This is a genomic window from Streptomyces liliifuscus (genome assembly GCF_016598615.1).
In the GTDB taxonomy this organism is placed as follows: domain Bacteria; phylum Actinomycetota; class Actinomycetes; order Streptomycetales; family Streptomycetaceae; genus Streptomyces; species Streptomyces liliifuscus.
The window spans coordinates 4,379,205-4,395,159 of sequence record NZ_CP066831.1 but is presented as its reverse complement, the minus strand read 5'-3'; the positions used below and the strand labels follow the sequence as shown (position 1 = coordinate 4,395,159).

Annotated in this window: 13 protein-coding genes, 2 pseudogenes and 1 riboswitch; of the genes and pseudogenes, 9 read left to right on the top strand and 6 right to left on the bottom strand. The window is 70.9% G+C overall.

What is annotated here, in order from left to right; all coding sequences use genetic code 11:
• Positions 1–166: 166 nt before the first annotated feature.
• Positions 167–481, top strand: a pseudogene (locus tag JEQ17_RS18570) (ABC transporter permease subunit); the annotation flags it as partial.
• 76 nt (positions 482–557) lie between these two features.
• Positions 558–1,511 carry an ABC transporter substrate-binding protein gene (locus JEQ17_RS18565; protein WP_200401573.1) on the top strand — a complete coding sequence of 318 codons (954 nt, stop codon included), beginning with the start codon at positions 558–560 and terminating at the stop codon, positions 1,509–1,511.
• A gap of 172 nt (positions 1,512–1,683) precedes the next feature.
• On the opposite strand, the gene JEQ17_RS18560 is transcribed toward JEQ17_RS18565, so the two are convergent.
• A complete protein-coding gene (locus tag JEQ17_RS18560; RefSeq protein ID WP_200396286.1) occupies positions 1,684–2,241 on the bottom strand; it encodes a carboxymuconolactone decarboxylase family protein in 558 nt (185 codons plus the stop codon).
• A 47-nt stretch (positions 2,242–2,288) separates the two neighbouring features.
• On the opposite strand from JEQ17_RS18560, the gene JEQ17_RS50060 reads away from it, so the two are divergent.
• A complete protein-coding gene (locus JEQ17_RS50060) occupies positions 2,289–3,875 on the top strand; it encodes an aminotransferase-like domain-containing protein (protein WP_234048258.1) in 1,587 nt (528 codons plus the stop codon).
• A 188-nt stretch (positions 3,876–4,063) separates the two neighbouring features.
• Here JEQ17_RS50060 and JEQ17_RS18545 read toward each other — a convergent pair whose 3' ends face one another.
• Positions 4,064–4,996 carry a DMT family protein gene (locus tag JEQ17_RS18545; RefSeq protein WP_200401572.1) on the bottom strand — a complete coding sequence of 311 codons (933 nt, stop codon included), beginning with the start codon at positions 4,994–4,996 and terminating at the stop codon, positions 4,064–4,066.
• Between the two features lie 148 nt (positions 4,997–5,144).
• Between JEQ17_RS18545 and JEQ17_RS18540 the strand changes: the two genes are divergently transcribed.
• Positions 5,145–5,507: a hypothetical protein gene (locus JEQ17_RS18540; protein WP_200396285.1), complete on the top strand. Its 363-nt coding sequence runs from the start codon at positions 5,145–5,147 to the stop codon at positions 5,505–5,507.
• 85 nt (positions 5,508–5,592) lie between these two features.
• On the top strand, positions 5,593–6,777 hold the full coding sequence (locus tag JEQ17_RS18535; RefSeq protein WP_200396284.1) for a glutathionylspermidine synthase family protein: 1,185 nt from the start codon (positions 5,593–5,595) through the stop codon (positions 6,775–6,777).
• Positions 6,778–6,843: 66 nt separating this feature from the next.
• Here JEQ17_RS18535 and rocD read toward each other — a convergent pair whose 3' ends face one another.
• Positions 6,844–8,049, bottom strand: a complete 1,206-nt coding sequence (rocD, locus tag JEQ17_RS18530) for an ornithine--oxo-acid transaminase (RefSeq protein WP_200396283.1) — start codon at positions 8,047–8,049, stop codon at positions 6,844–6,846.
• A gap of 172 nt (positions 8,050–8,221) precedes the next feature.
• Positions 8,222–8,308, top strand: a riboswitch (ZMP/ZTP riboswitch).
• A gap of 31 nt (positions 8,309–8,339) precedes the next feature.
• Here rocD and JEQ17_RS18525 point away from each other — a divergent pair.
• Entirely contained in the window at positions 8,340–9,785 is a 1,446-nt protein-coding gene (locus JEQ17_RS18525) for a glycine hydroxymethyltransferase (RefSeq protein ID WP_200396282.1), read from the top strand.
• A gap of 365 nt (positions 9,786–10,150) precedes the next feature.
• Here JEQ17_RS18525 and JEQ17_RS18520 read toward each other — a convergent pair whose 3' ends face one another.
• The 3 genes and pseudogenes from JEQ17_RS18520 to JEQ17_RS18510 all read right to left on the bottom strand — a co-directional run.
• The gene (locus tag JEQ17_RS18520; protein WP_234048257.1) at positions 10,151–10,885 is read right to left on the bottom strand and encodes a hypothetical protein; all 735 of its coding nucleotides are present in this window, start codon (positions 10,883–10,885) and stop codon (positions 10,151–10,153) included.
• Positions 10,886–11,132: 247 nt separating this feature from the next.
• Positions 11,133–12,116 carry a hypothetical protein gene (locus tag JEQ17_RS18515; RefSeq protein WP_407700061.1) on the bottom strand — a complete coding sequence of 328 codons (984 nt, stop codon included), beginning with the start codon at positions 12,114–12,116 and terminating at the stop codon, positions 11,133–11,135.
• Positions 12,117–12,213: 97 nt separating this feature from the next.
• A pseudogene (locus JEQ17_RS18510) lies at positions 12,214–12,813 on the bottom strand (RNA polymerase sigma factor); the annotation flags it as partial.
• 100 nt (positions 12,814–12,913) lie between these two features.
• Here JEQ17_RS18510 and trpS point away from each other — a divergent pair.
• The 3 genes from trpS (at position 12,914) to JEQ17_RS18495 (ending at position 15,917) form a co-directional block, all read left to right on the top strand.
• Complete coding sequence (gene trpS, locus JEQ17_RS18505) at positions 12,914–13,927, top strand: tryptophan--tRNA ligase (protein WP_200396280.1); 1,014 nt, start codon at positions 12,914–12,916, stop codon at positions 13,925–13,927.
• A 156-nt stretch (positions 13,928–14,083) separates the two neighbouring features.
• Entirely contained in the window at positions 14,084–14,662 is a 579-nt protein-coding gene (locus JEQ17_RS18500) for a 2'-5' RNA ligase family protein (RefSeq protein ID WP_200396279.1), read from the top strand.
• Between the two features lie 67 nt (positions 14,663–14,729).
• Complete coding sequence (locus JEQ17_RS18495; protein ID WP_200396278.1) at positions 14,730–15,917, top strand: hypothetical protein; 1,188 nt, start codon at positions 14,730–14,732, stop codon at positions 15,915–15,917.
• The last annotated feature ends 38 nt before the right edge of the window (positions 15,918–15,955 follow it).

Genomic DNA, 15,955 nt, shown 5'->3' with positions numbered 1-15,955 from the left:
CGGCTGCGGAGCCGCCGACATGACCAAGCAGGCCTCGCCCTTCGCCAACGCGCAGGGGGCCAAGACCGTGACCCTGTCCGTGCAGTCGTGGGTCGGCGCGCAGGCCAACGTGGCCGTCGCGCAGTACCTGTTGGAGCACGAACTGGGCTATCGCGTCGACACCGTCCAGGTCGACCCGGCGGCCATGGAGTCCTCGCGCTCGATGGGCGCGACGGGCTGGCAGCAACTGCGCCAGGTCCAGTTGCCGTTGGCCCGTCCCGCACTGCTGCTCGCGCTCAACCAGGGCGTCGTCCTCGTCCTCGCCGTCGTCATCATCGGCGGCCTGGTCGGCGGTGGCGCACTCGGCTACGACGTCGTGTTCGGGCTCGCCCAGGGCGACCTCGCCACGGGTCTGGTGGCCGGCGCGGCGATCGTCTGCCTCGGCCTGATGCTCGACCGCGTGACCCAGCCGACGGACCGCCGCACGAAGAAGGGAGCCTGAGATGCGTACGCGCATACGTCGTAGGACCGGCACGACCGGCACGTCCGGCACGTCCGGTATGACCGGTGGTACGCGCATGACGGGCGCTCTGGCCGTCGGCTGCTCCCTGCTGGTGCTGACGACGGCCGGCTGCGGAGCCGCCGACATGACCAAGCAGGCCTCGCCCTTCGCCAACGCGCAGGGGGCCAAGACCGTGACCCTGTCCGTGCAGTCGTGGGTCGGCGCGCAGGCCAACGTGGCCGTCGCGCAGTACCTGTTGGAGCACGAACTGGGCTATCGCGTCGACACCGTCCAGGTCGACGAGGTCCCCGCGTGGGACGCGCTCAGCCAGGGCCGCGTCGACGCGATCCTGGAGGATTGGGGTCACCCCGAGCAGGAACAGCGGTACGTCAAGGACAAGAAGACGATCGTGAACGGCGGCGGCTTCGGCGTCACCGGGCACATCGGCTGGTTCGTACCGACGTACTTCGCGAAGCAGCACCCGGACGTGACCGACTGGAAGAACCTGAACAAGTACGCCGACCAGTTGCGCACTCCCGAGAGCGGCGGCAAGGGGCAACTGCTCGACGGTTCACCCTCCTACGTCACGAACGACAAGGCGCTGGTGAAGAACCTGGACCTCGACCTCCAGGTGGTGTTCGCCGGTTCGGAGGCGGCCCAGATCACCCAGATGCGCCAGTTCGCCAAGGAGAAGAAGCCGTTCCTCACGTACTGGTACTCACCCCAGTGGCTCTTCAAGAAGGTCCCCATGACGGAGGTGAAGCTGCCCGCCTACAAGGAGGGCTGTGACGCCGACCCGGAGAAGGTCGCGTGCGCCTACCCGCACACCCCGCTGCAGAAGTACCTGAACACGGACTTCGCGAAGAGCGGTGGCAAGGCGGCGGCCTTCTTGAAGAACTTCAAGTGGACGACCGAGGACCAGAACGAGGTCTCCCTGATGATCGCCGACCAGAAGCTGACGCCCGAGGAGGCGGCGCGGAAGTGGGCCAAGGGCCATGAGTCCACGTGGAAGGCGTGGCTGCGCAAGTAGGTCACTGCCAGTAGGTCACTGCCGTACGGGCCGTCTGCCGTGCGGGCCGTCTGCCGTGCGGGCCGTCCAAGTGGCCCTCCCTGTACGGGGGCCGGGTGTCTCCCTGACGAGGGCACCCGGCACTCCCGTATGCCGTGCCGCCGCTTGTCGTGCTGAGCAGCTGCTCGCGCTGCTACTTGTACTGCCCGGCCGTGTAGTGGCCGGCCACGAGACGGCAGGTCACGCCGAAGCGGTTCCAGGCGTTGATCACCGTGATGGCGGCGATCAGCTGGGCCAGCTCGGCCTCGTCGAACTGGCGGGCGGCGGCCTCGTACACCTCGTCCGGCACGAAGCCGTCCGTCAGGACCGTCACGGCCTCGGTGAGCGCGAGGGCGGCGAGCTCCTTCTCCGTGTAGAAGTGCCGTGACTCCTCCCACGCGCTGAGCTGGACGATCCGCTCGACGCTCTCGCCCGCCGCGAACGCGTCCTTCGTGTGCATGTCGAGGCAGAACGCGCAGTGGTTGAGCTGCGACGTGCGGATCTTCACCAGCTCAAGGAGCACCGGGTCGACGCCCTTCCGGGCGGCCGCGTCCAGCCTGACCATGGCCTTGTAGACCTCGGGGGCGAACTCGGTCCACTGGAGCCGGGGGGCGTGCTCGCGGGCGAGCGGGGTGTCCTGCGGGATGCCGGCGACGGTCTTGGCCGCGGTGTCGGTCGGGGTGCTGCCCGTGGGGGCGGTGTTCGTCGTCATGATCATGAGCCTATGTTCGGAGTAGCCCAGGAGTATGGTCCATTTCCATGGTGAAATCCTGGGCCACTTTTGGCGTGGATCTGCATGTCGACGTGACGCGCACTGGCTCCGGCCTGCGCAAAGGCCTGACGGACGCGCTGCGGGCGGCCGTGCGCGGCGGACGGCTCGCGCCCGGGACCCGGCTGCCGTCGTCGCGCTCCCTCGCCGCCGATCTGGGCATCGCGCGCAACACCGTCGCCGACGCCTACGCCGACCTCGTGGCCGAGGGCTGGCTCACCGCCCGCCAGGGCTCGGGCACGCGGGTGGCGGAACGCGCGGTGGTGGCACCGGCCACCGCCCCGCCCCGGCCGCGTACGCCCGGCGGCCCGGCGTACGACCTCGTCCCCGGCACCCCCGACCTCGCGTCCTTCCCGCGCGCCGAGTGGCTCAAGGCTTCCCGCCGGGCCCTCGCGGCGGCCCCGTACGACGCTCTCGGATACGGGGACCCGCGCGGCCGGGTCGAACTGCGCACCGCGCTCGCGGGCTACCTCGCGCGGGCCCGCGGCGTACGCGCCGACCCCGAACGCATCCTCATCTGCTCCGGATTCGCACACGGCCTGATGCTGCTCGGCGCGGTACTGCGACAGCGGGGCGCGAGTGCGCTGGCGATGGAGTCGTACGGGCTCGACGTGCACTGGAATCTGGTGGAACGGGCGGGACTGCGATCGGTGACCCTGCCGTTCGACGAACTGGGCACACGCACGGAGGAGTTGACCGGGGGAGGGCTTGGTTGGAGCGGGGAGAGAAGTGGGGGTGGGCGCGGGAGCCGGAGCCGGAGCCGGAGTGGGAGCCGGAGTGGGAGTGGGAGTGGGAGTGGCGGCGGGCCGGGGAGTCGGGGCGGGCAGGGATCCCGGGGCGGGAGCGGGAGCGGGAGCGGGAGTGGGAGTGGGGGCAAAGGTGGGCACGGTGGTGTGCGGGCGGTGCTGCTGACCCCCGCCCACCAGTTCCCCATGGGTGTGCCCTTGCATCCCGACCGCCGGGCCGCCGTGGTCGACTGGGCGCGGCGGACGGACGGGCTGATCCTGGAGGACGACTACGACGGGGAGTTCCGCTACGACCGGCAGCCCGTGGGCGCGCTCCAGGGCCTCGACCCGGACCACGTGGTGTACCTCGGCACCGCCAGCAAGTCCCTGGCCCCCGGCCTGCGCCTCGGCTGGCTGGTCCTGCCACCGGACCTGGCGGCCGAGGTCACGGCGGCGAAGGGCGGCGCGGACTGGTCGTGCGGTGTCCTGGACCAGCTGACCCTGGCGGAGTTCATCACATCGGGCGCGTACGACCGCCATGTGCGCGCCTCGCGTCTGCGTTACCGCCGTCGCCGCGACCACCTCGTCTCCGCGCTGGCCGCCCACACCCCGTCGGTCACGGCCACCGGCATCGCGGCCGGCCTCCACGCGGTACTCCAACTCCCGCCAGGCACCGAGCAGTCGGTCGTCCGCGCGGCGGTCTGGCAGGGCCTGGCAGTCCACGGCCTGACCCGCTACCGCCACCCGTCCGCCACGGCCCCACCCCTGGACGCCCTGGTCGTCGGGTACGGCACGCCTACGGACAGCGCATGGCCAGGAGCACTGGAGGCACTGGTCAGGGCGCTGCCCTAGAGCGGCCGGGCGATGCGCCTGCGAGGCACGGCCCTGCGAGGCACGGGCGCACCGCCCGGCCGCGCGCGGAACGGCTCCGCGAGGCACGGTCCGAGACACGGGCGCACCGCCCGGCCACGCGGAACGGCCCCGCGGAACGGCCCCGCGAGGCACGGAAACCGCGCGGAACGGAACCGACCCGTGGAGCCCTACGGCGCGACCGGCTCCGACTCGTCCGCCTCCACCGGCGCCTCCCCGAAGCGGGCCAGCGCCAGCGCCCCGGCCACCGCGACGGCGAAGCCGAGGACGGCCAGCCAGGCCAGCCCCTCCCTCGTACGGTCGCCCAGCCACACCACGCCCACCACCGCGGGCCCGATGGTCTCGCCGATGACCATCCCCGCCGTGGCCGCCGTCACCGAGCCCCGCTGGAGCGCTGAGGTGAGAAGCAGGAACGCCGCGCCTCCGCCCAGCAGCAGGGCGTACGTCGCCGGGTTGGTGAGGAGCGCCGAGGGAGTGAGGCCGTCGATGAGCCGGACCGACACCTCGACCACCCCGAACCCGAACCCGGCACCCAGCCCGAGCGCGAGCGCCCGCCCCCGATCGGGCAGCCGCCCGGCCAGCGCGCCGAGGAGCAGCACGACCACGGCGGTGCCGAGCATCGCGTACTTGAGCGCGGTGGACCCGGCCTCGTCCCCCTCCTCTCCCGACGCGAGCCCGAGCATCGCGAGCCCCGCGCACACCACCGCGACCGCGCCCCATTCGACCCCGCTCAGCCGCACATGGAGCAGCCAGGCCGCGACCACCGCCGTCACCGCGAGGCTCGCGGCGAGCGCCGCCCCCACCGTGTAGATCGGGAGCGACCGCAGGGCCGCGATCTGCAGGACGAACCCGACCCCGTCGAGCGCGAGCCCGGCGATGTACCGCCACTCGCGCAGCGCCCGCAGCAACAGGGCGGCGTCCACACCGGAAGCCCGCCCTGAAGCCCGGGCCGAAGTCCCGCCGGAAGCCCCGCCGGACGATCCGTCGGGGGAGTCCCCCGAAGAGCCGGAACTCTCCGGTCCCCGCGCGGCCGCCCGCGCCGCGATCGCCTGCAACACCGTCGCCGTGCCGAAGCACACCGCCGCACCAAGGGCGCACACCATTCCAAAGAGCACAAAGCGACTGTAGGGGAGCGAGAGTTGGGGAGAGCCGTTTGTACAACCCACTCACCTGATCTTTAACCTGTCCGGGGCCGGACGAGCGAACCGGCCATGGACGAGCCCGCCGGACGGGCCCAACGGGGGAGAGAACATGGCGGACCAGCGCAGAAAACTGCGTTCGAGCACGGTCGTACTCGGCGGAATGGGCGTCCTCGCCGCAGCCCTCACCTCGTGCGGTTCCGACCCCGACCGCCGCTGCGTGGACCGCGACAGCTACGAGTACGTAAACGGCTACAAGATCGTCGCCGACAAGAACTGCAAGTCGGGCTCCACCTCCTCCTCGTCGGGCAAGAACCGCAAGAGCGGCGGCAGTCGGACCGACACGGTCGACGCCGCCTGGTACTACGACTCCGACGTCAGCGCCGGCCATGCCGACTACGGCACCTTCAGCCGAAGCGAGGCCGTGGACCGCGACGGCTTCGGCTGCTCAGGCTCGGGCAGCGGCGGCGGCTGACCACGGGCAACCCAGGAACCCAGGAGCCCAGGAACTCCAAGCACTCCGAGAACCCCGAGCAACTCCGAGGAACCGGACCGTCGTCATGGAACGCCGCACCACGACCCCTCGCCCCGGCTGGCAGCAGACCGTCGAGGAACAGGGCCTCATCTACCCCCTCACCCGTCACCCGGACGACTCCCTGCGCCCGTACTGGGACGAGTCCGCGTACTACGTCTTCTCCCTCCCCGAGGTCGAGGCCCTGGAGGAGGTCGTCGAGGAACTCCACACGATGTGCCTGGCGGCGGCCGAGCACATCGTCACCGAGAACCGCCTCACCGACCTCGGCATCACCGACCCGCGAGTGGCGGAGGCGGTCACCGAGGCCTGGCACCGCCGCACCGAACTCCCCTCCCTGTACGGCCGTTTCGACCTCCGCCACGACGGCACGGGCCCGGCCAAGCTCCTTGAGTACAACGCCGACACCCCGACCTCACTCGTCGAGGCCGCCAGCCCCCAGTGGTTCTGGATGGAGGAACGCTTCCCCGGCGCCGACCAGTGGAACTCCCTCCACGAACGCCTCATCGACGCCTGGAAGAAACAGTCCGGCCTCCTTCCGCCCGGCAGCCCCCTCTACTTCGCGCACTCCGCCGCCGACGAACTCGGCGAGGACCTGATGACCGTCGCCTATCTGAAGGAGACGGCGGAACAGGCCGGCCTCGACACCGCCTGGATCGCCATGGAGGAGATCGGCTGGGACCGCCTCTCCGGCCGCTTCGTCGACAAGCAACTCCGCTTCATCCGCAGCTGCTTCAAGCTCTACCCGTGGGAATGGCTCACCACCGACCGCTTCGCCCCGCACGTCCTCGCCACCCTCGACAACGGCGGCGGCACGGGGACCACGATGTGGATCGAGCCGGCCTGGAAGATGCTGCTCAGCAACAAGGCCCTCCTCGCCATCCTCTGGGAGCTGTACCCGGACCACCCAAACCTCCTCCCCGCCTTCCTCGACGGCCCACGCGAACTGGCCACCACCCGCGGATACGTGGCCAAGCCCCTGCTCGGCCGCGAGGGCGCCGGAGTCACGGTCCACGAACCGGGCTCCGCTCCCGTACTCCGCGAAGAACCCTGCTGCTACCAGGAGTTGGCACCCCTCCCCTCCTTCGACGGCAACCGGGTCGTCCTCGGAGCCTGGGTCGTCGAGAACGAGTCGGCAGGCCTCGGCATCCGCGAATCCTCGGGCCTGATCACGGACGAGTACGCCCGCTTCCTGCCGCACGTGATCCTGTGACCCACCTCCACGACACCTCGCCGGACGCCCTCGGTCCGGCGAGGCCGAAGATGCCAAAGACGCCGGTCACACACCCAGCACGCCCCGCAGTTGCGCGAGCCCCCAGTCCAGGTCCTCCTTACTGATCACCAGCGGCGGCGCGATGCGGACCGTGGACCCATGGGTGTCCTTGACCAGCACACCCCGGTCCATCAGCTTCTCGGAGATCTCCCGGCCCGTTCCGTACACCGGGTCGATGTCGATACCCGCCCACAGCCCGCGCCCCCGCACCTGAGTGATCCGGCCCGAACCGGCCAACTGCCCCAGCTCCCGGTGCAGATGCTCGCCCAGCTCGGTGGCCCGCCGCTGGTACTCGCCCGACCGCAGCATCGCGATCACCTCCAGCGCCACCGCACAGGCCAGCGGATTCCCGCCGAACGTCGACCCGTGCTCACCCGGCCGGAACACCCCGAGCACCTCGCTCGACGACACCACCGCCGACACCGGCACGACCCCGCCCCCGAGCGCCTTGCCCAGCACATACATGTCCGGCACGACCCCCTCGTGCTCACACGCGAAGGTCCGCCCCGTCCGCCCGAGGCCCGACTGGATCTCGTCCGCCACGAACAGCACGTTCCGCTCGCGCGTCAGCTCCCGTACGCCCGCGAGATAACCGGCCGGCGGCACCAGCACCCCCGCCTCGCCCTGAATGGGCTCCAGCAGCACGGCCACCGTGTTCTCCGTGACCGCCGCGCGCATCGCCGTGAGATCCCCGTACGGCACGATCTCGAAGCCCGGCGTGTACGGACCGAAGTCCGCCCGCGCCTCGGCATCCGTGGAGAAGCTGATGATCGTCGTCGTACGCCCGTGGAAGTTGTTGCCCGCCACGACGACCTTCGCCCTCCCCTCGGGCACGCCCTTGACCCGGTACCCCCACTTTCGGGCGGTCTTCACGGCCGACTCGACCGCCTCCGCGCCCGTGTTCATCGGCAGCACCATCTCCATGCCGCACAACTCGGCCAGCCGCGCGCAGAACTCGGCGAACCGGTCGTGGTGGAACGCCCGCGACGTCAACGTCACCCGCTCCAACTGCGCCTTCGCCGCCTCGATCAGCCGCCTGTTGCCGTGACCGAAATTCAGCGCCGAATACCCGGCCAGCAGATCCAGATAGCGGCGCCCCTCGACATCCGTCATCCAGGCCCCGTCCGCTGTCGCCACGACGACGGGCAGCGGGTGGTAGGTGGGCGCGCTGTGGGCTTCGGCCGAGGCGATCAGTTCTTCTGTGGTGCTCACGGGGTCTCCGTTTCCGGCCGCACGAGGGCTCGTGACCTGCTTCTTTTCCCGCTTCTGTGCCAGAGCTCCGGCCCGGCTCCCTTCCGGCCGTCCGACTGCATGTGGCCCCTTCCTATCGTCGCTCGCATGGTGGACGGCGGACCCCGACGGTCCGGCGCGCCCGGTACGCTGATCCACGGGCCGTGACTGGCGCGCTGGGATGGGAACGACCATCGGGGAGCGGCCCAAGAACTGTGTGCCGTGCGCCTGGGCCGAACCGTGAACGCCGAACGCCACGTCCGGAGGCCGTCATGCCAGAGCCCCTCTCCAACGAATCCACCGCCTTTCGCAGCGCCCTCGAAGTGATCCGCGCCGTCGAGCCCCGCGTCGCCGACGCCATCGGGCAGGAAGTCGCCGACCAGCGCGAGATGCTCAAGCTGATCGCCTCCGAGAACTACGCCTCCCCGGCCACCCTCCTTGCGATGGGCAACTGGTTCAGCGACAAGTACGCCGAAGGCACCGTCGGCCGCCGCTTCTACGCCGGCTGTCGCAACGTGGACACCGTCGAGGCCCTCGCCGCCGAGCACGCCCGCGAGCTCTTCGGCGCCGAGCACGCCTACGCCCAGCCGCACTCCGGCATCGACGCCAACCTCGTCGCCTTCTGGGCCGTCCTCGCCGCCCGCGTCGAGGCCCCCGCCCTCCAGAAGGCCGGCGTCCGCAACGTCAACGACCTCTCCGACGCCGACTGGGCCGAACTGCGCCAGGCCTTCGGCAACCAGCGCATGCTCGGCATGTCCCTGGACGCCGGCGGCCACCTCACCCACGGCTTCCGCCCGAACATCTCCGGCAAGATGTTCGACCAGCGCTCCTACGGCACCGACCCCGCCACCGGCCTCATCGACTACGAGGCCCTGCGCACCTCCGCCCGTGAGTTCAAGCCCCTGATCATCGTCGCCGGCTACTCCGCCTACCCCCGTCTCGTGAACTTCCGGATCATGCGGGAGATCGCCGACGAGGTAGGCGCCACGCTCATGGTCGACATGGCGCACTTCGCCGGTCTCGTCGCCGGCAAGGTCCTCACCGGTGACTTCGACCCGGTCCCGCACGCCCAGATCGTCACCACGACCACCCACAAGTCGCTGCGCGGCCCACGCGGCGGCATGGTCCTGTGCGACTCCTCCCTCGCCGACCAGGTCGACCGCGGCTGCCCGATGGTCCTCGGCGGCCCCCTCCCGCACGTCATGGCCGCCAAGGCCGTCGCGCTCGCCGAGGCCCGCCGCCCCGAGTTCCGCGACTACGCCCAGGCCGTCGTCGACAACGCCCGCTCTCTCGCCGAGGGCCTGATGCGACGCGGCGCCACGCTGGTCACCGGCGGCACCGACAACCACCTCAACCTCATCGACGTCGCCTCCTCCTACGGCCTCACCGGCCGCCAGGCCGAGTCCGCCCTGCTCGACTCGGGCATCGTCACCAACCGCAACGCCATCCCCGCCGACCCCAACGGCGCCTGGTACACCTCCGGCATTCGCATCGGCACCCCTGCGCTCACCACCCGCGGCCTCGGCGCCACCGAGATGGACGAGATCGCCGGCCTCATCGACCGCGTCCTCGCCACCACGGAGCCCGGCACCACCGCCAAGGGCGCCCCTTCCAAGGCCCAGCACATCCTGGACCCGAAGATCGCCGACGAGATCTCCCACCGGGCGACCGACCTCCTGACCGGCTTCCCGCTCTACCCGGAGATCGACCTCGGCTGAGCCCTGGACCGAGACCGCGGGCGAGGACACGGGCGCCGAGACCGAGATCGGGACCGAGAACCGACACTCGGTCCCGGCCGCAACCGCCTCACCAGCCGAACCAGCGGATCCGTAGACCGACTCACAGACCGACTTACAGGCCGACTGACAAGTCGACCCACAGACCGGCTCACAAGTCGATCAAGTCCTGTCGTGACTCCCGCGGCGGCCCAGGCTCACGCCCGGCCGCCGCGCGGCGTATCAGCAGGGTGCCGCAGGAGCCGAGGACCAGCCCCGCCGCGAGCCCGGCCACAGCCCACTCCGGGCCGCCCACGCGATCGGCCCCGCCCGTCACGCGCCCGGACCCAACAACTCCTACGCCCCTCTCAGACATCCCTCAGCTCCTGCCGAGGACCCGCCTCCCGAACCCGCGGACGGCCCAACTGCCGTACTCCCGGCAACCGCCCGACGAACGGCCGCAGCACAAGGGCCAGCACGGCCCCGGTCGCCAGCCCAGGTATCGCCCACCACCAGTCGGTGCCGTCGTCACCCGCCGCCGCGGCGGCCGCAGCCGTGCCGGACCGCTGAGTGGGCCCCGGAGCGGGCGCGGCCGCGGCGGCATCCTCCGTCGTCTCCCAGGGCGCCGGATAGATGGCCCCGGCGCCCCCGCCGGACGATTCGCCCAGCACGCCGAGCTTCTTGAACAACGCGCGCACCGCGGCCGGTTGCTCGGCCTTGTGCCAGTAGCCGTTCATGGACTTCGGAACGTTGGCAGCCGTGTGTATCCAGACGTCCTTGGTGCGCGGTGTCTCCGGATAGACGCGGTCGACCCGCCAGGGCGACACGTCATGGATCATCCACGTGACGTTGATCTGCCGACCGCTGCCCACGCCAAGCCCGGGCGGCTCCTCGCGGGTGCCGCTGCCCGGCTGTCCGAGGAGGCGCTCCAACTCCCCGTACTCCTCCTTCGAGTTGTAGAGCGCCGCGCTCTGGCCGCTCTCCGGCGATACCACCAGCACGCTCGTCGGACCGCCGGCCGCCGCGGTGGGCGCGCACATCACGACCAGACCGAGCGCCATCGCCCACCCCGAGATCGCCGCCCATCCCCGGCTCCACGTCACCGGCGGCCTCCCCGTCACTCGTGGGCTCCCCGTCACCCGTGCACGAACCCTGCGCATCCCGACACCCCCCAATCGGCCCCGATGCGGTCCGCCCGCACCTGCGTGTCACTTCTGGTACACCGCTCGACCCGGCGGGGTTCCCACTCGACACCGACCAAAATCTCGAGACATCCGCCCCGCCCTGCCGCGCCCGGCCTGCTCCGCCCTCGCAGCCGGGCCCCCCATCCCGCCCCGGCCAACGGACCCTCTAGCCCAGCGACTTCGCGATCTCCACCGCCCGCGCCTTCGACGCCACGCCCTCCAGCCGGAGCGTCATGTCGCCCCCGTGCATCCACAGCAGCGTCGGTCCGGCGGTCCGCTTGGAGCGGGTGAACTCCCCGTCCCCGTCCATCAGCCAGAGGCGCAGGAGATGAGGGTCGGGGAACCACAGCGCCGTACGTTCGACGAGGTCCGCGTCCTTGCCCAGCGGCACATACTCCGGCTGCTCCCGCACGAACTTGATGAAGCCGGGACTCAGCACCGCCGGATACTCGTCCAGCCGGATCGTGCGTCCCTGCTCGCGCCAGCACAGGGTGATCAGGAACCGACCCTTCGGCTCGCGCGTCACCGTCACCGCCTCCGGGGTCCCCAGCGCAGGGGACGCGAGGGGCGCGAAGCCCGCTTTTCGCTCGGCCTCGGCGAGAGTGAGTGACGGGCCACCGCAGCCGGGCACCTCGGCCCCCGGCGAAGGCGTCGCCGACGGGTCGTACCGCACCTCCACCCCGCCGAAGTCGAACCACTCGACGACCGCGGCGCGCACCGGAGGCGTGAGCACGAGGACCGTCAGCAGGCCGCACAGCCCCGCGGCCAGCGCGCGACGACGCGCCCGGGCCCAGCGGCGAATCATCCGCAGTCGCTCCGCGAGGCCCGGTGGCTCGGCCACGGGGACCGGCACGTGCTCGGCCAGTATCTGCTCCAGCACCCGCTCGACCATCGACTCACCGCCCACCGCCCCGGGCCGGTCCAGCGACCGCCCGAGCGCCCGCAACTCCTCGGGCAACCGGGAAGCACCCTGCCCGTGCCCATCCCCCTGCCCCGGCCCCGGCCGGCGCCCATGCCCAAGTCCGTCCCCGGCCCCGTACTGACCTCCGTGCCGGCCCTCACCACGGCCCCGGTCACCGGAGGACCCCGTACCCCCCGCCTCGTACTCCTCGTGCGACTCGTGCGACTCGTGCGACTCACCCATGCTCATCACCTCCTCCCCGCGCTCTCCGACCTCTCGGGCCGCCCAGGCCCTCCGCATCCCCCACATCAGTCCCATCCACCGGACGCGCCGCACCTGCCGCGCCCTGCGCATCCCCCGACCCCTCCCGCGGCTCGAAGTCCGGCAGCAGTCTGCCGAGCTTCCGCAGGGCGCGGTTGAGCCGGGATTTCACTGTCCCCCGCGGCCAGCCCAGGGCCTGGGCGGTCTCCGACTCGTCCATCTCCAGCAGATAGCGGTAGGTGACGACCAGGCGGTGGTCCTCGCCCAGTCCTTCCAGGGCGGTCAGCAGGGCCGTCCGGCGCTCGACCTCCAGGGCCGCGGCAGCCGGATCCGCCGATTCCGGTATCAGCGGCTCGGCCTCCACGAGCGCGGCCTCACGGCCGGCCAGCGTCCGCTGGCGCACCGCCGTCCGCACTGTGTTCCTCGTCTCATTGGCGACGATCGAGAGCAGCCACGGCTTGAACGCCGCGCCGTCCCGAAAGCGCCCCAAGGAGCAGTAGGCCTTGAAGAAGGCCTGCTGCACCACGTCCTCCGCGTCCGCACCCGCCCCCAGTGCCGCGGCCGCCCTGAGCGCGAGGCCCGTATGGGCACGCACCAGCTCCGCATACGCCTCCGGCTCTCCGGCGCGCACGCGTGCGATCACCGCGGCCTCATCGACGATGCGGCCCCCCTCCCGCGTCCTCACGCTCTTGTTACACCGCCCGAGGCAGATCGGTTCCCACCCGTGTCACATCTGTTTCCGACCAGTTCCGGAACGGCCCCTGACACCTGAGAGAATGGTGAGCATGGCTTCAGACCGTCCTCGCGTGCTTTCTGGAATCCAGCCCACCGCCGGCTCGTTCCACCTCGGCAATTACCTCGGCGCCGTCCGTCAGTGGGTGGCCCTGCAGGAGTCCCACGACGCGTTCTACATGGTCGTCGACCTGCACGCGATCACCATTCCGCAGGACCCTGCGGACCTCCGCGCCAACACCCGGCTCGCCGCGGCCCAGCTGCTGGCCGCCGGTCTCGCCCCGGAGCGCTGCACGCTCTTCGTCCAGAGCCATGTCCCCGAGCACGCGCAGCTCGCCTGGATCATGAACTGCCTCACCGGCTTCGGTGAGGCGTCCCGCATGACCCAGTTCAAGGACAAGTCCGCCAAGCAGGGCGCCGACCGCGCCTCGGTCGGCCTCTTCACGTACCCGATCCTGCAGGTCGCGGACATCCTGCTGTACCAGGCCAACGAGGTCCCGGTGGGTGAGGACCAGCGCCAGCACATCGAGCTGACGCGCGACCTCGCCGAGCGCTTCAACGGCCGCTTCGGTCAGACGTTCACCGTCCCGAAGCCGTACATCCTCAAGGAGACGGCGAAGATCTTCGATCTCCAGGACCCGGCGATCAAGATGAGCAAGTCGGCGTCGACTCCGAAGGGCCTCATCAACCTTCTCGACGATCCGAAGGTCACCGCCAAGAAGGTCAAGAGCGCGGTCACCGACACGGACACGGTGATCAGGTACGACATCGAGAACAAGCCGGGCGTCAGCAACCTGCTGACCATCTACTCCACCCTCACCGGAACCGGTATCGCGGAACTGGAGCAGAAGTACGTCGGCAAGGGCTACGGTGCGCTGAAGACCGACCTCGCCGAGGCCATGGTCGACTTCGTGACGCCGTTCCGGGAGCGTACCCAGCAGTATCTGGACGACCCGGAGACGCTCGACTCGATCCTGGCCAAGGGGGCCGAGAAGGCCCGCGCCGTCGCCGCGGAGACCCTCTCCCAGACGTACGACAGAGTGGGTTTCCTGCCGGCGAAGCACTGACTGCCGGGACGACGGCCAGGACGAGACCAGGACAACACCGGTACGACAACCGGAACGGGGTCGTACGGCCGTACAGTCGATAGCCGAACCGGCAGCAACCCCTGCCCGAGAAGTACGCCGACACGGCGGAACATCAACACAACGACAGGAGACGACGTGGGGACCGTAACGATCGGTGTGTCGATCGCGGTCCCGGAGCCACACGGCAGCCTGCTCCAGGAGCGGCGCGCGGGCTTCGGCGACCCCGCGGCTTCCGGCATCCCCACGCACGTCACACTGCTGCCGCCGACCGAGGTCGACGACTCGGCGCTGCCCGCGATCGAGGCGCATCTCGTCGAGGTCGCGGCCGCCGGCCGGCCCTTCCTGATGCGGCTGTCGGGCACGGGAACCTTCCGTCCGCTGTCGCCCGTCGTGTTCGTGCAGGTCGTCGAGGGGGCCGAGGCCTGCACCTGGCTGCAGAAGCAGGTCAGGGACGCGTCCGGGCCGGTGGCGCGCGAGCTGCAGTTCCCGTACCACCCGCATGTGACGGTGGCGCACGGCATCGACGACGAGGCGATGGACCGGGCGTTCGAGGAGCTTGCCGAGTACGGGGCCGAGTGGCCGTGCACCGGCTTCGCGCTCTATGAGCAGGGGGCCGACGGCGTGTGGCGCAGGCTGCGTGACTACGCCTTCGGCGGCGCTGTCGTACCGCCGCAGGCCACCCGCGCGGAGCGGGGCCCGCTCCCGGCCCGCTGAGTGCACCGTCCGCCGGTCGGGCAGTCCGCGGCCCGGGCGGGCGGGGGATCGGACGATCAGGGGGATCATGCGCAGGATCGTGGCGGGGCTCACTGCGATCGGCCTCGCGCTGACCGGATGCGGTACGGAGGCCGACGGCGACGACGGCAGGGCGAAGCCGTCCTCGTCGACCGGCAGTGAGACGTCCGGGCCGACCTGGGCCTACGACGAGATCCTCGACGACGAGAGCAAGCTGTCGGACGTGATCGCGACGGCCGACGGCGACGTCTGGGTCGCGGGCGCTGTCACGAACAGCGCGATTCCGTCCCGCGACGACGGTTTCCTGCTCCGCCACGACGGCACGCGCTGGCAGCGGCAGCCGATGCCGGCCGGACTCGGCACCAGTGTCCACGCGGCCCGCTTCGACACCCTGGGCTCCGACGGCTTCCTGCTGACGGCCTCGCAGCCGAACGAGCAAGGGCCACGGACGGTCCGCTGGGACGGCACGCGCTGGATCGCGCTCCCCGAGATGCCGGGCGGCGCCCGGCTCGTCGACATGAAAGCCTTCGCGGCCGACGACATCTGGACCGTGAGCGGCGAGTCGCAGATCAACCACTGGGACGGCACCCGGCGGATCACCACGTCCCTGCCCGCCAACGTGACCTCGATCGACGGCGTCGCCCCCGACGACCTGTGGGCCGTCGGCCACCGCGAGACGAGCGACGGCAGTGACAACGAAGAACTCACGCAGCCCGCGGCCGTCCACTGGGACGGCACGTCCTGGCAGCTGGTGGAGACCCCCGTCTATCGCTTCCCCCACCCGGTGCCGCCCGAGCCCGGCGCGTCGCTCGACCATGTCCTCGCCCTCACCGCCGACGACGTCCGCGGCTACGGCTCGCACAGCTTCAACCACGGGGAGATGGAGAACGAACCCCAGGACGAGGACGTACGCCTGGCCTGGGACGGCTCCCGCTGGACCAAGCGGCCCGACGCCGCGGGGGACTGCGCCGGACGCGACCCCATGGCGGTCGACGGCACGCATGGGCTCTTCCTGGAGGGCAACTGGTACGTCGGCAGGGATGGCGCCTGTACGAAGATCAATCGGCCGCGGTTGCCCAGCGAGGGTGGGGTGCGGGCGGGTTCCCGGCAGTCGTTGTGGCTGTCGGCCGTGGAGGTTGTGCCGGGCAGCGACCGGGTTCTCGGTGTGGGGCACGTCCAGGTCAACCAGAGCGGGAATCCGATGAGCAAGTCCGTGATCGTGTCGCTCAAGCGGTAGCGCTCTCCGCGCGGGGCAGTACTCGGAGTGCGGCGCTG